Genomic DNA, 16,957 nt, shown 5'->3' with positions numbered 1-16,957 from the left:
ACGGCATCATGCACGTGACCGCGAAGGACCTGGGCACGGGCAAGGAGCAGAAGATGACCGTCACCGGTGGCTCCTCGCTGCCGAAGGACGAGGTCAACCGGATGCGCGAAGAGGCCGAGAAGTACGCGGACGAGGACCACGCCCGCCGCGAGGCCGCCGAGTCCCGTAACCAGGGCGAGCAGCTCGTCTACCAGACGGAGAAGTTCCTCAAGGACAACGAGGACAAGGTCCCCGGTGAGGTCAAGACCGAGGTCGAGGCCGCCGTCGCCGAGCTGAAGGAGAAGCTCAAGGGCGAGGACACCGCGGAGATCCGTACCGCCACCGAGAAGGTCGCGGCCGTCTCCCAGAAGCTCGGCCAGGCCATGTACGCCGACGCCCAGGCCGCCCAGGCCGGCGGCGACGCCCCGCAGGGCGAGGCCAAGGCCGACGACGACGTGGTCGACGCCGAGATCGTCGACGACGAGAAGCCGAAGGGCGGCGCTGTCTGATGACGGAGGAGACCCCGGGCTTCGACGAGCAGCCCGACGTCCCCTCCGGCGCCACCCCTGACGACGCCGCCGATGCCGCCGAGGCCCCCTCCACGGAGGAGGGCCCGGCGGCCCCGGCCGGGGACGCAAGCAGCAAGAGCTCGGCCGAGACCGCAGGTCTCACCGCCCAGCTGGACCAGGTCCGCAGCGCGCTCTCCGAGCGCACCGGGGACCTCCAGCGGCTCCAGGCCGAGTACCAGAACTACCGCCGTCGGGTGGAGCGGGACCGGGTCACCGTCAAGGAGATCGCGGTCGCGGGCCTGCTGACGGAGCTTCTGCCCGTGCTCGACGACATCGGTCGGGCCCGGGACCACGGCGAGCTCGTGGGCGGCTTCAAGTCGGTGGCGGAGTCGCTGGAGACGGTGGCCGCCAAGATGGGGCTGCAGCAGTTCGGCAAGGAGGGCGAGCCCTTCGACCCGACGATCCACGAGGCCCTGATGCACTCGTACGCGCCGGATGTCACCGAGACGACCTGCGTGGCGATCCTGCAGCCGGGGTACCGGATCGGCGAGCGGACCATCCGGCCCGCGCGCGTGGCGGTGGCCGAGCCCCAGCCCGGGGCGACGCCGGCCGCGAAGGAAGAGAAGTCGGCAGACGAGGAGAGCGGTGGCCCCGAAGAGGGCTAGCGCGAAGATCGTCCGAGAGGAGGGACGTCGATGAGCACGAAGGACTTCGTCGAGAAGGACTACTACAAGGTTCTCGGCGTCCCCAAGGACGCCACCGACGCCGAGATCAAGAAGGCGTACCGGAAGCTCGCCCGCGAGAACCACCCGGACGCCAACAAGGGCGACACCAAGGCGGAGGAGCGCTTCAAGGAGATCTCCGAGGCGAACGACATCCTCGGCGATCCCAAGAAGCGCAAGGAGTACGACGACGCCCGCGCGCTCTTCGGCAACGGAGGCTTCCGTGCCGGAGGCCCGGGCGGCGGCAACTTCAACTTCGACCTGGGCGACCTTTTCGGCGGTGCCCAGGGTCCCGGCGGCCCGGGCGGTGCCGGCGGCTTCGGCGGCGGCCTCGGCGACGTCTTCGGCGGACTGTTCAACCGGGGCGCGGGCGGCGGCGCGGGTACGCGCACGCAGCCGCGCCGCGGTCAGGACATCGAGTCCGAGGTGACGCTCAGCTTCACCGAGGCCGTGGACGGCGCCACCGTGCCGCTGCGGATGTCCTCCCAGGCGCCCTGCAAGGCCTGTTCGGGCACCGGCGACAAGAACGGCACGCCCCGTGTGTGCCCGACCTGTGTCGGCACCGGCCAGGTCTCGCGCGGCGGCAGCGGCTCGTTCTCGCTCACCGACCCGTGCGTGGACTGCAAGGGGCGCGGTCTGATCGCCGAGACCCCCTGCGAGGTCTGCAAGGGCAGCGGGCGGGCCAAGTCCTCCCGCACCATGCAGGTCCGTATCCCCGCCGGCGTCTCCGACGGCCAGCGGATCCGGCTGCGGGGCAAGGGCGCGCCGGGCGAGCGCGGCGGCCAGAGCGGTGACCTGTACGTCGTCGTCCATGTCGACGCCCACCCGGTGTTCGGCCGCAAGGACGACAACCTGACCGTCACCGTGCCCGTCACCTTCGACGAGGCGGCGCTCGGCGGCGAGATCAAGGTGCCGACCCTGGGCGGCCCGGCGGTCACGCTGAAGCTGCCCGCCGGCACCCCCAACGGCCGGACCATGCGCGCCCGCGGCAAGGGCGCGGTCCGCAAGGACGGTACGCGCGGCGATCTGCTGGTGACGGTGGAGGTCGCGGTGCCGAAGGAGCTCGACGACAAGGCCCGCGAGGCCCTTGAGACCTACCGTCAGGCGACGGCGGGCGAGGACCCCAGGGCAGAGTTGTTCCAGGCCGCGAAGGGAGCTTGACCCGATGGACAGCAGACCGGGACGCAGCCGCAATCCGTACGAACTGACCGACGAGACGCCGGTGTACGTCATCTCGGTGGCGGCCCAGCTCTCGGGCCTGCACCCGCAGACGCTCCGGCAGTACGACCGCCTCGGTCTGGTCTCGCCCGACCGCACGGCGGGCCGGGGCCGGCGCTACTCGGCCCGTGACATCGAACTGCTCCGTACGGTGCAGGCGTTGTCGCAGGACGAGGGCATCAACCTGGCGGGCATCAAGCGCATCATCGAGCTGGAGAACCAGGTCGCCGCCCTCCAGCAGCGGGTCGCCGAGCTGTCGGCGGCCGTCGAGGGCGCCGCGTCGGCGATGCGTCAGCGCGAGGCGCAGGTGCACGCCTCCTACCGGCGGGACCTGGTGCCGTACACCGACGTGCAGCAGGCGAGCGCGCTGGTGGTGTGGCGCCCCAAGCGGCCCGGCGAGTAGTTCTCGGCACGACGCGTAGGCCCCCTCCCACGGGAGGGGGCCTACGTGTGTTGCGGGGCTACGGGATGAGTTCGCCGACGATGTCCCCGAGCGTCTCCCACCAGGGCGCGGCGCCGGTGCCGAACGCGGCGGCGAGGGCGGTGCCGACGGCCCGGTCCAGGGGCTCGGGCACGGTGCCCGGAGCCCAGTCCTCGTCGACGCGGCCGTCGCCGGAGGACTCCAGGGTGCCGAGCGGGCGTCCTTCCCGGATCAGCCGGCTGTCGATGTAACCGCACGGCACGAGCCGGTAGCGCACACCGCCGACATGGGCGTCGACCCGGTACGAGCGCCGCAGGAGCCGCCCTCGCGAGGGACGGATGCGGGCGGGCTCGCCGTCGACGGTGAGGGTGAGCAGGTCGCGCTTGCGGGTCCCGATGGGGATGTGCGGGTCGGGAGTGGTCCCCGGGGCCCGGACGAGCTCCACGGTCGGCATCCCGTGCGCGGAGACGCGCAGGGTTCCGGCCCGGTCGTCCAGGTCGATCTGTACGTACATGGTGGTCAGCGGTCCTGGTTCAGAATTCCGGACTGGGCGATGAGGTAGCCGAGTTGGGCCCGGCTGCCGCTGCCGAGGGCGGCGGCGAGCTTGGCGATGTGGGCGCGGCAGGTACGGACGTTCATGCCGAGCCGACGGGCGATGGCCTCGTCGACGTGGCCCTCGACGAGGAGCTTGGCGATGGAGCGCTGGATGCCGCTGATGCCGTCCTGGGTCTGCGCGTAGGGCACCTGCTCGCCGAAGGGGGTGGCTCGGGCCCAGGACTGTTCGAAGACGGTCGCGAGGTACTCGACCAGACCGGGATGGCGCAGTTCCAGGGCGACTTGGCGGTCCTGGCGGGCGGGTATCAGGGCCACCGAGCGGTCGATGATGATGAGCCGCTCGATGGACTCCTCCAGGGTCCGGACCTGGAGCCGGTCCATGCCGGCCTGTTCCAGGTAGACCTGCATGCCGTGGCTGTGGCGGGCCGTGTGCTGGTAGAGGGTGCGGACGCGGACCCCGCGGTCGAGGAGCGGCTGGATGCGGTGGAGCGCGGTGTTGAGGGTGTGTTCGCTGCGTCCGCCGCCGGGCTGGATGGTCAGCAGTTCCTGCGAGCACTCGGCGGTGGCGCGGCCGAGGACGGCGTCGATGCGGTTGATGCCTTCGAGGACGGTGATCGCGTGGGTCGTCGAGGGGTCCTGGGCGCTGATGGCCATGAACGGCTCGAAAACGCTGGAGAGTCCCAAGGCCAGGCTGCGGCGCTCCTGGATTTCCCGCTCCAGGGGGTGGACGAGCCGGGCCAGTGCCGCCGAGGGTGGGACCGGCCGCAGCCATGCGGGGTCGTCGGCGTCGGGGTGGAGAAGTGCCAGGTCCATGAGGCAGGGCGCGGCTTCTGCCTCGCTCCTGGTTATTCGCCCGGTACGCAACGCACTGGCGTACAAGTCCGATCCGGCTGCACAGAGATCGACATGACCGTGGGGATGTGTCGGTTCTGGTTCGTTCTGCGGCATTTGAACACCCCCCAGGATCCTGTATTTCAGGAACATGATGCATTGCCCTGGTGGTGGAAGCGCAAAGACTGAGCCATCGTCTTGTACGCGGGGGAGAGGAAACCATCAAGTGAGGTCGAAGCCGCTCATGTCCAGAAAACTGCTTCGCTCGGTACTTGCTTCCGTCTTCATAGGGGCGGCGGCAGTGGGAGCGCTGGCCACCAGCGACCCGGTATGGGACAGCGCTCCTGCCAGTGTCGTCGCCGCTCCCGGTGATCCGGTGTGGGATGTCGCCCCGGCCGGTGATCCTGTGTGGGACCTGTCTCCGGCGGGTGTGACCGACCCGGTGTGGGACGTCTCTCCGGCAGCCCAGGCCGATCCGGTGTGGGACTCCTCCCCGGCGGGCGCGGACGCATGACCGTGCCGCCGGACGACCGGGTCTTCCGGCGAGAGATGGCTTCGGCCTATCGATCCGGGTGGCATTTCATCGATCTCGTCACGGCCATCCCCCACCGTGGCGATTCGTTGATGGTCACCCTCTTCGGAGAACCGATCGTCGTCGCTCGTGAGCAGGACGAGGACGTTCGCGCCTACCGGTGTCTGCGCCGGCCCCGCGGAGCCCCGCAGCCCGTTCGCTGTGCCATCCGGTACGGCATGATTTTCGTCAATCTCGATCAGCGGGACCACCAGCTGCTCGAGCCCGAGACCATCACCGCCACCCCCCGCAGTGCCTGAGCGGTTCCCCCGTCGTTGTAGATCGCTCAGGTGCTTCCCCCACACAGCGGCGCCATCGCGGACCTGAAACGCGATGGCGCCGCTGTGCTGTCCGGGTACGGGAGCCCGTGCGGGAGCCGGGCCGGAAGCTCGTACGGAGGCAGGCGCTACGCCCGGCCCATGGCCCGCGTCAGCGCGATCTCGATGACCACGCGGTCCGGGTTCGGGGCCGGCGTGCGGCCGTAGCGCGCCGCGTAGCGGTCCACCGCGTCCGCGACGACGTCCTCATCCGTACGGATGCGCGCCACGCCCTCCAGCGTCGCCCAGCGCCCCTTGTCCACCTGGCAGACCGCGACCCGCGCGCCCTCGGGGCCCGCCGCCAGGACGTTGGCGACCTTGTGGCTGTGCTTGTTGGTGATCACCCGGGCGATGCCGTTCTCGCCGCCCTCGGGGTCGTACGTCACGCCCACCGCCACCACGTGGGGGGTGCCGTCCGCGCGCGGGGTCGTCAGGGTGCTCATGTGGTACTCGCGCCAGAAGCTGAGGTACGAGTCGTCCGGGTTCCGCGGGTCAGTCGCCATGCCCGGAACCTACCCGTGGGACGGGTATGGGCGACACCTTGAGCGGAATAGACTCAACTTTGTGTACGCTGGACGAGTCATAGACCGTGTACAGCGCACACCGAGGAGGAGAAAGCGCACGTGGACGCCGAACTGACCAACAGGAGCCGGGACGCGATCAACGCGGCCACCAGCCGCGCCGTGTCCGGGGGGCACCCCGATCTGACCCCCGCGCATCTGCTCCTCGCACTGCTCGCCGGTCAGGACAACGAGAACATCGTCGACCTGCTCGCGGCCGTCGATGCCGACCAGGCCGCGGTACGGTCCGGGGCGGAGCGGCTGCTCGCCGCCCAGCCCAGCGTGACCGGCTCCACGGTCGCGCCGCCGCAGCCCAACAGGGAGCTGCTCGCCGTCATCGCCGAGGCCGCCAAGGTGGCCGAGGAGCTCGGGGACGAGTACCTCTCCACCGAGCACCTGCTCATCGGCGTGGCCGCCAAGGGCGGACAGGCGGGCGAGGTCCTCGACGGGCAGCGGGCGAGCGCGAAGAGGCTGCTGGACGCGTTCGAGAAGGCAAGGGGAGGACGCCGGGTGACCACACCCGACCCGGAGGGTCAGTACAAGGCGCTGGAGAAGTTCGGCACGGACTTCACGGCCGCCGCGCGGGAGGGGAAGCTGGACCCCGTCATCGGGCGCGACCAGGAGATCCGGCGCGTCGTCCAGGTGCTCTCCCGCCGCACCAAGAACAACCCGGTCCTCATCGGCGAGCCCGGCGTCGGCAAGACCGCCGTCGTGGAGGGCCTGGCCCAGCGGATCGTGAAGGGTGACGTCCCCGAGTCGCTCCGCGACAAGCGCCTGGTCTCGCTCGACCTCGGCGCGATGGTCGCCGGCGCCAAGTACCGCGGCGAGTTCGAGGAGCGTCTGAAGACCGTCCTGTCCGAGATCAAGGCCAGCGACGGCCAGATCATCACCTTCATCGACGAGCTGCACACCGTCGTCGGCGCGGGTGCCGGCGGCGACTCCGCCATGGACGCGGGCAACATGCTCAAGCCGATGCTGGCCCGCGGCGAGCTGCGGATGGTCGGTGCGACGACCCTCGACGAGTACCGCGAGCGGATCGAGAAGGACCCCGCCCTGGAGCGCCGCTTCCAGCAGGTCCTGGTCGCCGAGCCGAGCGTCGAGGACACCATCGCGATCCTGCGCGGACTCAAGGGCCGGTACGAGGCCCACCACAAGGTCCAGATCGCCGACTCCGCGCTCGTGGCCGCCGCCTCCCTCTCCGACCGGTACATCACCTCACGCTTCCTCCCCGACAAGGCCATCGACCTCGTCGACGAGGCCGCCTCCCGGCTCCGGATGGAGATCGACTCCTCGCCGCTCGAGATCGACGAGCTGCAGCGCTCGGTGGACCGGCTGCGCATGGAGGAGCTGGCGCTCAAGAGCGAGTCCGACGACGCCAGCAAGCAGCGCCTGGAGAAGCTCCGGCGCGACCTCGCCGACCGTGAGGAGGAGCTGCGCGGCCTGACCGCCCGCTGGGAGAAGGAGAAGCAGTCCCTCAACCGCGTCGGCGAGCTCAAGGAACGCCTCGACGAGCTCCGCGGCCGCGCGGAGCGGGCCCAGCGCGACGGTGACTTCGACACCGCCTCCCAGCTGCTCTACGGCGAGATCCCGACGCTCGAACGCGAGCTGGAGGAGGCGTCCGAGGCCGAGCAGGAGGTCTCGAAGGACACGATGGTCAAGGAGGAGGTCGGCCCCGACGACATCGCGGACGTGGTCGGCGCCTGGACCGGCATCCCCGCCGGCCGCCTCCTGGAGGGCGAGACGCAGAAGCTGCTGCGCATGGAGGACGAGCTGGGCCGACGGCTCATCGGCCAGACCGAGGCCGTACGGGCCGTCTCCGACGCCGTCCGCCGTACGCGCGCGGGGATCGCCGACCCCGACCGTCCCACGGGCTCCTTCCTCTTCCTCGGCCCGACCGGTGTGGGCAAGACCGAGCTGGCGAAGGCGCTCGCGGACTTCCTCTTCGACGACGAGCGGGCCATGGTCCGCATCGACATGTCGGAGTACGGCGAGAAGCACTCCGTCGCCCGGCTCGTCGGCGCGCCTCCCGGCTACGTCGGCTACGAGGAGGGCGGCCAGCTCACGGAGGCGGTGCGCCGCCGCCCGTACAGCGTGGTGCTGCTCGACGAGGTGGAGAAGGCGCACCCGGAGGTCTTCGACATCCTGCTCCAGGTGCTCGACGACGGCCGCCTCACCGACGGCCAGGGCCGCACGGTCGACTTCCGCAACACCATCCTGATCCTGACGTCCAATCTGGGCAGTCAGTACCTGGTCGAGCCTCTGTCCTCCGAGGAGGAGAAGAAGCGGCGGGTCCTGGAGGTCGTGAGGGCCTCCTTCAAGCCGGAGTTCCTCAACCGGCTCGACGACCTGGTCGTCTTCTCCGCCCTCGACAAGGCCGAGCTCGGGCGGATCGCGCAGCTCCAGATCGACCGGCTCGCCAAGCGCCTCGCCGAGCGCCGGATGACGCTGGAGGTCACCCCGGAGGCGCTTGCCTGGCTGGCCGAGGAGGGCAACGACCCGGCGTACGGCGCCCGGCCGCTGCGCCGCCTCATCCAGACGGCGATCGGCGACCGCCTGGCGAAGGAGATCCTCGCCGGCGAGGTCCGCGACGGCGACACGGTCCGCGTGGACCGCTTCGAGGACGGGCTGATCGTGGGCGCGGCGCAGTAGCGCGTCCGCTCAGACCGTGAACGGCATGACGAGTACGAGGGCGGTGTCCCCGTCCTCGTACGTCACCGTCACGTTCACGACCACCGGTCCCCCGGGCTCCGGCGTCGGCTCCCGCACGTCCACGCACAGGTCCGTATGGCAGTACGGGCGGACCTCGCCACCCGGATAGGTGCCGGCCACCCACCCCGCGGCCTCGCCGCGCGGCATCCGGAATTTCGCGCTGACCCGGGTGTCCAGCCAGTTGCTGACCGTGCACCGCGGGTCCCGCGCGCTCTTCGGCATGGTCGCCTGGGCCCACTCCATCGCCTCGCCGCAGTCCATCGGCTTCGGCTCGCCGGCCTCGCTGAAGGACATGCCGGCCCACACCAGAAGGGCGATCGGGCCGCCGCAGAGGAAGGACACCAGCACCGTCACCCAGAACCAGGTGCGCGGACGCGGTTTCACCGGCTTCGCAAACTGCTCTTTGTCCCCCATGGGAACCAGATCTTGTCAGCCCGCAGCGGATCGCGGCAGGCGGGGCTTGCGCCATACCGCCCGGCATGGGGGAGGATGGCGGCAACCGTACGAAGGGATATTCACGGTGAGCATCGACCCGTCCTCGATTCCGAATTTCGGGGGCCAGCCCCAGCCTCAGGCAGCAGGACCGGCGGGCCCCGTCGTCCCCGACCAGGACCTGGTCAAGCAGCTCCTGGACCAGATGGAGCTGAAGTACGTCGTCGACGACGAGGGTGACCTCGCGGCGCCGTGGGAGGAGTTCCGGACGTACTTCATGTTCCGCGGCGAGGAGGACCAGCGTGTCTTCTCGGTGCGGACGTTCTACGACCGCCCGCACTCCGCCGACGACCGCGCCAAGGTTCTCGACGCGATCGACGACTGGAACCGCCGCACCCTGTGGCCCAAGGTGTACACGCACCTGCACGAGGAGGAGGACGGCTCCGCCACCCTCCGTCTCATCGGTGAGGCCCAGATGCTGATCGGCACCGGCGTGGCGCTGGAGCACTTCGTGTCCTCCACCGTCAGCTGGGTGCGCGCCTCCATCGAGTTCGACAAGTGGCTCGTGGAGCAGTTCGGCCTGGAGTCCCCCGAGGACAAGGAGACCGAGGGCGAGTAGCCCTCGGTTCCTCACAGGGCCGTGTGCGCCGTCGTCGGCGCGTACACCCCGTAACCGAGCGAGAGCCCGGCCAGGGCCGTGATCACCACGATCGCGGCCCTCGGCCGGGCTTTCGTCATGCGTGGGCCGGGGCGGCGGGAACGGGTCCTGGCCTGTCGCCCGGGCCGGGCGGCGGGTTCGGCGCCATCCGCCTTCGCCATGGCGCCCCCGCTGCGCCATACTTCCCCCACGCCACGTGACCACGTGTGCGGGGAGGGCGGACGACAGTGAGCGGCACGGAAGGCCAGGAGTCCCGACTTCTCGCCGAGCGCCTGGAGTACCTCTTCGAGAACGTCCAGCCGCTGGGCCGGCGCCACACGCTGCAGGAGGTCGTGGACGGCATCAAGAACGCCGACGACCCCGAAGGGACCTCCCTGAGCGTCGGCCGGCTCTCGATGCTCATGAACGGCAAGGCCAGCAACCCGACCATCGGGACGCTGCGGGCCATCGCCGTCTTCTTCGGCGTCCCCGTCGCCTACTTCGTCGACGACGACGTAGCCGAGCAGACGGTCGCGCAACTGGCGCTGCTGGGCGCCATGCGGCGCAACGACGTCCGCGCCGTGGCCATGCGGGCGGCGGCCGTCGCCACCTCGTCCGCGCAGGGAATCGACCTCGTACGGAGCCTGGTCGAGCAGGCCGCGCAAACAGCCCGTACGGCCCGTTCGGAAGCCGGCGAACCGGAGTCGCGTTCCGCTTGATCCGCCCTCGTGAACCGCCCTTCCCGGCTGCCTATACTGCGCTCGGGCGGGGGCCCTAGGGGGAGGGGGCGCGATGCGCCACGACGTGTGGTCGGACTTCAGCGGACGCTGTGCGCGGATCCTGAGCAGTCTGCGAACGGGGCGCCCGCAGACCGTCGAGGAACTGTGCAGGACCATCTCCGAGCAGCGCGGCCGTGGTCTGACGCTCTCGCCGCTGCCCGCCGGCGCGGGTGAATCGGGAGGTGTGTGCGGGCTGTTGGTCAGCCTCGGGGACGCGGACCACATCTTCTACGAGTCGTCCACGAACAGGCTCCACCAGAGGCACATCATCCTTCATGAGATCGCCCATCTGCTCCTCGACCACGGGAGCACGGCCGGCGAGGGCGCGGCCTCGGGCCTCGAACGTCTCTTCCCCGGGCTCGACCCCGCCATGGTCCGCCGACTGCTCGCCCGCGGACGGACCGACTACTCCCAGGTGCAGGAGCGCGAGGCGGAGCTGCTCGCCACCCTGATCCACCGCCGGACCACGGGTCCGGTGGCCGACGGAGCCGGCACGGCGCTGTCCGAGCTGCAGCGCATCCTCGCGCCCGACACGCGCCGATGACCGCGATACGCCCCTTCGATCTGGTCCTGCTCGGCCCGCTGTGGATCGCGACCGTGTACTCCGCGCGGCGGGCGCTCACCAGGGACCGCCGGTCCGGGCTGCTCAGCGGCATGATCGCGCTCATCACCCTCTCCATCACCCTCGGCACGCCCGCCATCCGCAGAGCGCTGGAGGCGGCGACCGGTGCGGAGGGCGTCACCAACCTCCTGATCCACCTGCTCTCGCTCGCGGCCGCGACCTGTCTGATGGCGTTCATCCGCGGGCTCACCCGCGGGGCGGCCACCGGGGCCGCCCCGGAAGCGGGTGCCGCGCCGCGGAGAGGCCGGTGGCGAGCGCTCGCCCTCCCGGTGGCGGTGGCCGCCCTGTCCTGCGCCTTCTTCCTGAGCCCCCGCCCGGACCCCGAGGCGCATCTGCTGACGCAGACGCCCACGGCACCGGTCTACGCGTACTGGAGCGTCTATCTGCTCTACCTGGGCTGGGGCATGGCCGAGGCGGGACTGATGTGCCATCGGTACCGGCACCAGGCCCCGCCGGGCGCGCTGCGGACCTCGCTCCGGCTCCTGCACGCGGCCAGCGTGGTGGGCCTCGCCTACGCGGCGCACCGCGCGGTCTTCCTGGCCGTCGGCCGACGGGACTCGTGGCTGTTCCGCGACGACGTCGTGATCGCGACCACGCAGCTCCTGCTGGCCCCCACGCTGCTCCTGATCGTCGCCGGAATCGCCTGGCCGGGGCTGGTCGATCTCGCACGCGGCCGGCGGCGCCGTCGCCGCCTGCGCCGCGTCCGCCCGCTGTGGGAGGCGATCGGGGATGCCGTACCGGAGGTCGTCCTGCCGCTGCCGCCCGAGCTGTCGAGCGCGCCCGATGTGCTGCTGTACCGGCGGATCATCGAGATCAGCGACGGGTCGCTCGTCCTCGCCCCCTACTGCGGCGAGGGGGCCCGGGCCGAGGCGGGCCGCCTGCTGGCCTCCGCCGGGCTGACGGGCGTACGACTGGAGGCGGCGGTGGAGGCGGCCTGTCTCCGGTGCGCGATCGCCCGCAGATGCTGCGGTGCCGACGCCACGGCGGTGCCGGAGTACGTGCCCCAGCCGTCCGGGCCCGCCGGTCCCGGACCCGACCCGGACGACTGGGAGGCGCTGGGGGCCCGGCTGGAGCTGGTGGCCCGGTGCTACGCGGACCCCGTGGTGCTCCGCGTCGCCGCCACGCTCCGGCACGGTCCGCTCAGAGCCGCTTGAGCCGCGAGACCGCCTCCTCGAGGACGTCGAGCCTCTTGCAGAACGCGAAGCGCACGAACGGTGCGCCCTGGTCCTGGTGGTCGTAGAAGACCGCGTTGGGGATGGCGACCACGCCCGCCCGTTCCGGCAGGGCTCGGCAGAAGGCGAAGCCGTCGGACTCGCCGAGGGGGCGGATGTCGGTGGTGACGAAGTACGTGCCGGCCGGGCGGTAGACCTCGAAGCCCGCCTGGGCGAGGCCGTCGCTCAGCAGGTCGCGCTTGGCCTGCAGATCGGCGCGCAGGTCGTCGAAGTACGTGTCGGGCAGGCGCAGCGCCTCGGCGATCGCGTACTGGAACGGGCCGGAGGAGACATAGGTCAGGAACTGCTTCGCGGAGCGCACGGCGTTGGTCAGTGCGGGGGGAGCGGTGATCCAGCCGACCTTCCAGCCCGTGAAGGAGTAGGTCTTGCCGGCCGAGCTGATGGTGACCGTGCGCTCGCGCATCCCCGGCAGGCTCGCGATCGGCACGTGCTCGGCGTCGTCGAAGACCAGGTGCTCGTACACCTCGTCGGTGACGACGAGCAGATCGCGTGCGACGGCGAGCTCCGCGACGGCGGTGAGTTCTCCGCGGGTCAGGACGGTGCCGGTGGGGTTGTGCGGGGTGTTGAGGAGGATGAGCCGCGTCCGGTCGGTGACGGCGTTCCGTAGCTCGTCCAGGTCGAGGTGGTACGCGCCCTCCTGCGGGCGGAGCGTGACCGGTACGCGCGTGGCACCCGCCATGGCGATGCAGGCGGCGTACGAGTCGTAGTACGGCTCCAGGGCGATCACCTCGTCGCCCGGTTCGAGGAGGGCGAGGAGGGAGGCGGCGATCGCCTCCGTCGCGCCGGCGGTGACCAGGACCTCCGTGTCGGGGTCGTAGGCCAGGCCGTACCGCTTCAGCTGGTGCTCGGAGACGGCCGTGCGCAGTTCGGGGACGCCGGGCCCCGGCGGGTACTGGTTGCCGCGTCCGTCGCGCAGGGCCCGGACCGCCGCCTCCCGGATCTGCTCCGGGCCGTCGGTGTCGGGGAAGCCCTGCCCGAGGTTGATCGCCCCCGTCCGGACGGCCAGCGCGGACATCTCGGCGAAGATCGTCGTCCCGAACTCGGCGAGCCGGCGGTTGAGCAGCGGTCGTGTCATGCCCGCCATCCTGCGGTGAAGCTCTGGACTTCCTCAAGTGCGCTTTGGGCCGGAGCGGTGGGGGGCATCCCCCTGTCACACAAGACCTACGGGGGTGTCACACATGGAAGCTCTGATCATCGCAGTCATCATCCTGATCGTGGTGGTGGGCATCGCGTCGTCCGTCAAGGGCTCGCGACGCGGGGGCGGGCGGCGCGGCGGCGGCTGGTCGGACGGCGGCGGTTCGTCCTGCGGCGGCGGCTCGTCCTGCGGGGGAGGCTCGTCCTGCGGGGGCGGTGGCGGCGGGGGCGACTGACACGGGGCAGTCGACTCCGCGATCACCCAGGTGCCCGGCCGGTCCAACATCCGCCGGGCACCTCTGCGTTGGAGCCGGAATCGAGTCTGATTGAACAAGTGAACTGTTGGGTCCCCGAAGGGGATGGAAACCGCTGCAAGTTGGGTAAAAACGCTGCGAGTCGCTCGACGTCCATGATTCTCTCGCTGTTGCAAAGAGACAGCCCTCGGGACCGTGTGTGGACCCGAGCCGACGATCCCCCACTCTCGTCGAACCCTTTCCCGGGGGCCCCCGGCCCACCCGTCAAACCGTGTTTGCGGAGCCGACCCATGCTCACGACCCTGAAGACCTCCTACACCGACACCCGCGCGGCCGATCTGGCCTGGGCACTCGGGCGCGAGCCGCTGCCCGCCCTCGCCGTGCTCGACCTCGAACTGACGGGCGCCAAGCTGCAATTGCGGCTTCTCGGCGCCTCCCATCAGGTGCTTCTGGAGGAAAAGGAGCACAGTTGCTCGGAGACCGTCGCCTGCATGCCCGGCAGCAGCACGCCGCTGCCGCTGGGCGTCTCCAAGCGCTTCGGCGCGTGGGAGTACGAATTCGCGGCGCGTGTCGAAACGTTGTCCCACGGCTCGTTCGCGGGCCGCGCGCAGGAGTTGCTCGCGCTCGTCGCCGACCATCCCAACGGCCTCGCGGGGACGTTCCCCGGCTCCCCGCACGCCTTCACGGCGATGCTGGCGCAGCGCCACGAGGGCCAGGTGCGATGGCGCACCTGGCATGCGTACCCGCAGGAAGGGCAGTTGGTCGTCACCAGGACGCGGATCGGCGTTCGTATGCCCGCAACGCTGTGACACGACGCCCCGGAGCCTCAGATGCACTCGTGTGGGTGACAAGCGGCGACAGTTGTGTGACGTAGCGTTACGAACATGATCGATCCGCCCGTGACCCTGCCACCCAAGAGGGTGACGCGGGCGCCCGAGCGACCGAGCGCGGTGCGGTATCCGGTCCTCGTCGTGGTCTTCGTCTGTGCCGCATGCGGACTCGTCTACGAGCTGGAACTGGTCGCGCTCGCCTCGTACTTGATCGGCGACTCGGTCACCCAGGCGTCCGTCGTGCTGTCGTTGATGGTCTTCGCGATGGGTGTCGGCTCGCTGCTCGCCAAGCGGCTGCGCTGCCGCGCCGCCGTCGGCTTCGGCCTGGTCGAGGGCGGACTCGCCCTGATCGGCGGCTGTTCGGCCCTCGTGTTGTACGCCGCGTTCGCGTGGATCGGCGAGGCCCGGTACGTCCTCGTGGGGTTCTCCCTCGCCATCGGGGTGCTCATCGGGGCGGAGATTCCGCTCCTGATGTCGCTGATCCAGAAGGCGGAGTCGGCGCGCGCCGCCGGCGCGCGGGAGAGGGAGGGCGCCCGCGACCCCGCCGGGACCGTGGCCGACCTGTTCGCCGCCGACTATGTCGGCGCGCTCGTCGGCGGACTCGCCTTCCCGTTCCTGCTGCTGCCCTGGCTCGGACAGCTCACGGGCGCGCTCGTGACCGGCGCCGTGAACGCGGTGGCGGGCGGCGGCCTGGTGCTCTGGCTGTTCCGGCGCGACCTGACGCCCCGGTCCCGGGCGCTGCTGATCGCCGCGAACGTGACGGTGCTCGCCGTCCTCGCCACCGCGACCGTCCTCGTCGACGACTTCGAACGGGCGGCGCGCCGCGCGGTGTACGGCGACAGCGTGCGGGTCGCCGTCCACACCGATCTCCAGGAGGTGGTGGTGACGGGCGAGCCCGGCGGACCGCCGGACCTCTTCGTGGACGGGCGGCTGCGGGTCGGCGGTCAGGACGAGTACCGCTACCACGAATCGCTGGTGCACCCCGCGATGAACGGGCCTCACGCGCGCGTGCTGATCATCGGCGGCGGCGACGGGCTCGCCGCCCGCGAGGTGCTGCGCTACCCCGGCGTCCGCTCCGTCACCGTCGTCGAGCTCGACCCCGGAGTCGTACGACTCGCCCGGACCAATCCCGAGCTGGCCGCCCTCAACGGCCATGCCTACCGCGACCCGCGCGTGCGGGTGGCGTTCGCGGACGGCTTCCGCTGGCTGCGCGAAGCGGAGGAGGGCGGGCGGTACGACGTGGTGATCTCGGACCTGCCCGATCCCGGGATCTCCGCCAGCACCAAGCTGTACTCGCAGGAGTTCTACGGGTTGGCCTCCCGCGTCCTCGCCGACGGCGGGCGGCTCGTCGTCCACGTCGGCTCGGTCTCGGCCCGCCCCCGCACCTTCTGGACGGTCGATTCCACTCTGCGCGCGGCGGGCTATGCGACCCGGCCCTACAGCGCGCGGGGCCGGGGCGCGCGGGTCGCCGCGGGACCCGACCGGGCCGAGCGGATGGACCGTTTCCCCGAGGTGAGCACCGGGACCGGGGACTGGGGATACCTCCTGGCCGTCGCCGACACCTACCCGCCCGACCTGGCCCTCGCCCCCGACGCTCCCCGGCTGCGGTCCCTGACGGTGGACGACCTCGCGGCCGGGGCACGGGCCGCGGAGGCCACCCGCGACCCGCGCGGAGCCGGACCGCCGGCCTCGACGCTGGTGCACCCGCGCTACGGCGGTTGAGCGTCGCGGGAAGCGCTCCCCGGACAAACAGGCGACGCCGACGCCCGGTCTGAGTAGGCTCGGCTTCCATGGAGCATGAGGTGTTCGTTCCGGTACCGACCGACGTCCTGCGCGAGACGCTCACGGACCCTGCCCGGGTGGCGCGCTGCGTCCCCGGTCTCCAGCAGGACGCCGACGCGGAGGCTGGCCCGCTGTCGGGCCGGCTGAGAATCCGCGCCGGCGGCAACACGATCACCTACCGCGGCGCGCTTCGCATGACCGAACGGGACGGGGTCATCGCCGTCGAGGGCAAGGGCACCGAGGTCCGGGGCAAGGGCTCGGTGACGTTCTCCCTGGCGATCGCGCTCACTCCGGTGGCCGACGGGACGACGCTCGCCTTCACCGGTGCAGCCCAGCAGACCGGGCGCCTCGCGGACCTCTCCGAGGAGGCGCGGGAGTCGGCGGCCCAGCGGCTGATCGAGAAGTTCGTCGCGGGCCTGGCCGCCGTCGCGGAGCCCGCCACGGACCTCGCCGTCGACGAGGCGGAGGACGAGGACGAGGACGAGGACGACAGTGACAGCGACGGCGTCGACGACGGCGTCGAGGAGCCCCACCGCCCGACCGTCTTCGACACACCGGTCCCGCCGCCGTCCCTCGACCCCCTCGCGGGCGGGGAGTTCGAGGACACGCCGATCGAGTACCCCGCCGAGCCGCCCGCCGCCGAGGCCGCGCACGCCCGGCGCACCATGATCGGGCGGTCCGCCGAGGAGGTCGACCACGCCCCGCCGCGCGGGCGGTACGCGCCCGTCCCGGCGCCCGAGTCGACCACCGCGGGCGCCACCCTGCGCTGGATCGCCCCCGCGGCCGCGCTCGCGCTCGCCTCCGCGGTCGTCGTCGGCCGGGCCCTGCGCCGCCGACGCTGATCCCCGTCTACTGTCGGAGCC

The 16,957-nt window shown here is 71.4% G+C and carries 20 protein-coding genes; 14 read left to right on the top strand and 6 right to left on the bottom strand.

Annotation, left to right across the window (positions count from 1 at the left end):
• From ACFQ7Q_RS14570 to ACFQ7Q_RS14555, 4 genes are all read left to right on the top strand, one after another.
• The coding region (locus tag ACFQ7Q_RS14570; RefSeq protein ID WP_383554145.1) for an Hsp70 family protein at positions 1-488 on the top strand (488 nt) is incomplete at its 5' end.
• Complete coding sequence (gene grpE, locus ACFQ7Q_RS14565; protein ID WP_376434921.1) at positions 488-1,153, top strand: nucleotide exchange factor GrpE; 666 nt, start codon at positions 488-490, stop codon at positions 1,151-1,153. The genes ACFQ7Q_RS14570 and grpE, both read left to right, overlap by 1 nt.
• 30 nt (positions 1,154-1,183) lie before the next feature.
• The gene (gene dnaJ / locus ACFQ7Q_RS14560; RefSeq protein WP_383554142.1) at positions 1,184-2,371 is read left to right on the top strand and encodes a molecular chaperone DnaJ; all 1,188 of its coding nucleotides are present in this window, start codon (positions 1,184-1,186) and stop codon (positions 2,369-2,371) included.
• 4 nt (positions 2,372-2,375) lie between these two features.
• Complete coding sequence (locus tag ACFQ7Q_RS14555; RefSeq protein ID WP_376434917.1) at positions 2,376-2,831, top strand: heat shock protein transcriptional repressor HspR; 456 nt, start codon at positions 2,376-2,378, stop codon at positions 2,829-2,831.
• A 58-nt stretch (positions 2,832-2,889) separates the two neighbouring features.
• Here the strand turns inward: ACFQ7Q_RS14555 and ACFQ7Q_RS14550 are convergent, their stop codons facing one another.
• Positions 2,890-3,363 (bottom strand): hypothetical protein, encoded by a 474-nt coding sequence (locus ACFQ7Q_RS14550; protein WP_383554138.1) that lies wholly within the window; start codon positions 3,361-3,363, stop codon positions 2,890-2,892.
• A 5-nt stretch (positions 3,364-3,368) separates the two neighbouring features.
• Positions 3,369-4,352 carry a helix-turn-helix transcriptional regulator gene (locus ACFQ7Q_RS14545; protein WP_383554135.1) on the bottom strand — a complete coding sequence of 328 codons (984 nt, stop codon included), beginning with the start codon at positions 4,350-4,352 and terminating at the stop codon, positions 3,369-3,371.
• A 393-nt stretch (positions 4,353-4,745) separates the two neighbouring features.
• Here ACFQ7Q_RS14545 and ACFQ7Q_RS14540 point away from each other — a divergent pair, with 393 nt between their 5' ends.
• Entirely contained in the window at positions 4,746-5,066 is a 321-nt protein-coding gene (locus tag ACFQ7Q_RS14540; RefSeq protein WP_329118791.1) for a (2Fe-2S)-binding protein, read from the top strand.
• A 146-nt stretch (positions 5,067-5,212) separates the two neighbouring features.
• Here ACFQ7Q_RS14540 and ACFQ7Q_RS14535 read toward each other — a convergent pair whose 3' ends face one another.
• Positions 5,213-5,626 (bottom strand): pyridoxamine 5'-phosphate oxidase family protein, encoded by a 414-nt coding sequence (locus ACFQ7Q_RS14535; protein WP_383554132.1) that lies wholly within the window; start codon positions 5,624-5,626, stop codon positions 5,213-5,215.
• Between the two features lie 120 nt (positions 5,627-5,746).
• On the opposite strand from ACFQ7Q_RS14535, the gene clpB reads away from it, so the two are divergent.
• Positions 5,747-8,332 (top strand): ATP-dependent chaperone ClpB, encoded by a 2,586-nt coding sequence (gene clpB, locus ACFQ7Q_RS14530; protein WP_383554129.1) that lies wholly within the window; start codon positions 5,747-5,749, stop codon positions 8,330-8,332.
• 9 nt (positions 8,333-8,341) lie between these two features.
• Here the strand turns inward: clpB and ACFQ7Q_RS14525 are convergent, their stop codons facing one another.
• Positions 8,342-8,776 (bottom strand): hypothetical protein, encoded by a 435-nt coding sequence (locus ACFQ7Q_RS14525; protein WP_383554126.1) that lies wholly within the window; start codon positions 8,774-8,776, stop codon positions 8,342-8,344.
• 136 nt (positions 8,777-8,912) lie between these two features.
• Here ACFQ7Q_RS14525 and ACFQ7Q_RS14520 point away from each other — a divergent pair, with 136 nt between their 5' ends.
• Positions 8,913-9,443, top strand: coding sequence for a YbjN domain-containing protein (locus ACFQ7Q_RS14520; RefSeq protein WP_383554124.1), 531 nt, complete (start codon positions 8,913-8,915; stop codon positions 9,441-9,443).
• Positions 9,444-9,454: 11 nt separating this feature from the next.
• On the opposite strand, the gene ACFQ7Q_RS14515 is transcribed toward ACFQ7Q_RS14520, so the two are convergent.
• Positions 9,455-9,643: a hypothetical protein gene (locus ACFQ7Q_RS14515; protein ID WP_383554121.1), complete on the bottom strand. Its 189-nt coding sequence runs from the start codon at positions 9,641-9,643 to the stop codon at positions 9,455-9,457.
• A gap of 66 nt (positions 9,644-9,709) precedes the next feature.
• On the opposite strand from ACFQ7Q_RS14515, the gene ACFQ7Q_RS14510 reads away from it, so the two are divergent.
• The 3 genes from ACFQ7Q_RS14510 to ACFQ7Q_RS14500 all read left to right on the top strand — a co-directional run bounded on the left by ACFQ7Q_RS14510 (position 9,710) and on the right by ACFQ7Q_RS14500 (position 12,016).
• Entirely contained in the window at positions 9,710-10,180 is a 471-nt protein-coding gene (locus ACFQ7Q_RS14510) for a hypothetical protein (protein ID WP_383554119.1), read from the top strand.
• Between the two features lie 73 nt (positions 10,181-10,253).
• Complete coding sequence (locus ACFQ7Q_RS14505) at positions 10,254-10,784, top strand: hypothetical protein (protein ID WP_383554117.1); 531 nt, start codon at positions 10,254-10,256, stop codon at positions 10,782-10,784.
• Positions 10,781-12,016, top strand: a complete 1,236-nt coding sequence (locus ACFQ7Q_RS14500; protein WP_383554115.1) for an MAB_1171c family putative transporter — start codon at positions 10,781-10,783, stop codon at positions 12,014-12,016. The genes ACFQ7Q_RS14505 and ACFQ7Q_RS14500 overlap by 4 nt, the downstream gene beginning before the upstream one ends.
• Here the strand turns inward: ACFQ7Q_RS14500 and ACFQ7Q_RS14495 are convergent.
• Positions 12,003-13,178 carry a pyridoxal phosphate-dependent aminotransferase gene (locus ACFQ7Q_RS14495; RefSeq protein WP_383554113.1) on the bottom strand — a complete coding sequence of 392 codons (1,176 nt, stop codon included), beginning with the start codon at positions 13,176-13,178 and terminating at the stop codon, positions 12,003-12,005. The genes ACFQ7Q_RS14500 and ACFQ7Q_RS14495 overlap by 14 nt on opposite strands.
• A gap of 94 nt (positions 13,179-13,272) precedes the next feature.
• On the opposite strand from ACFQ7Q_RS14495, the gene ACFQ7Q_RS14490 reads away from it, so the two are divergent.
• The 4 genes from ACFQ7Q_RS14490 to ACFQ7Q_RS14475 all read left to right on the top strand — a co-directional run bounded on the left by ACFQ7Q_RS14490 (position 13,273) and on the right by ACFQ7Q_RS14475 (position 16,936).
• Positions 13,273-13,464, top strand: a complete 192-nt coding sequence (locus ACFQ7Q_RS14490; protein WP_383554111.1) for a hypothetical protein — start codon at positions 13,273-13,275, stop codon at positions 13,462-13,464.
• A gap of 308 nt (positions 13,465-13,772) precedes the next feature.
• Positions 13,773-14,291 (top strand): DUF2617 family protein, encoded by a 519-nt coding sequence (locus ACFQ7Q_RS14485; protein WP_383554108.1) that lies wholly within the window; start codon positions 13,773-13,775, stop codon positions 14,289-14,291.
• A gap of 75 nt (positions 14,292-14,366) precedes the next feature.
• Positions 14,367-16,034, top strand: coding sequence for a polyamine aminopropyltransferase (locus ACFQ7Q_RS14480; protein WP_383554106.1), 1,668 nt, complete (start codon positions 14,367-14,369; stop codon positions 16,032-16,034).
• A 68-nt stretch (positions 16,035-16,102) separates the two neighbouring features.
• Positions 16,103-16,936, top strand: coding sequence for an SRPBCC domain-containing protein (locus ACFQ7Q_RS14475; RefSeq protein WP_383554103.1), 834 nt, complete (start codon positions 16,103-16,105; stop codon positions 16,934-16,936).
• Positions 16,937-16,957: the final 21 nt, after the last annotated feature.

The sequence above is a fragment of the Streptomyces sp. NPDC056527 genome, assembly GCF_042794475.1.
Lineage (GTDB): Bacteria > Actinomycetota > Actinomycetes > Streptomycetales > Streptomycetaceae > Streptomyces.
This window is presented reverse-complemented; position numbering and strand designations above follow the sequence as displayed.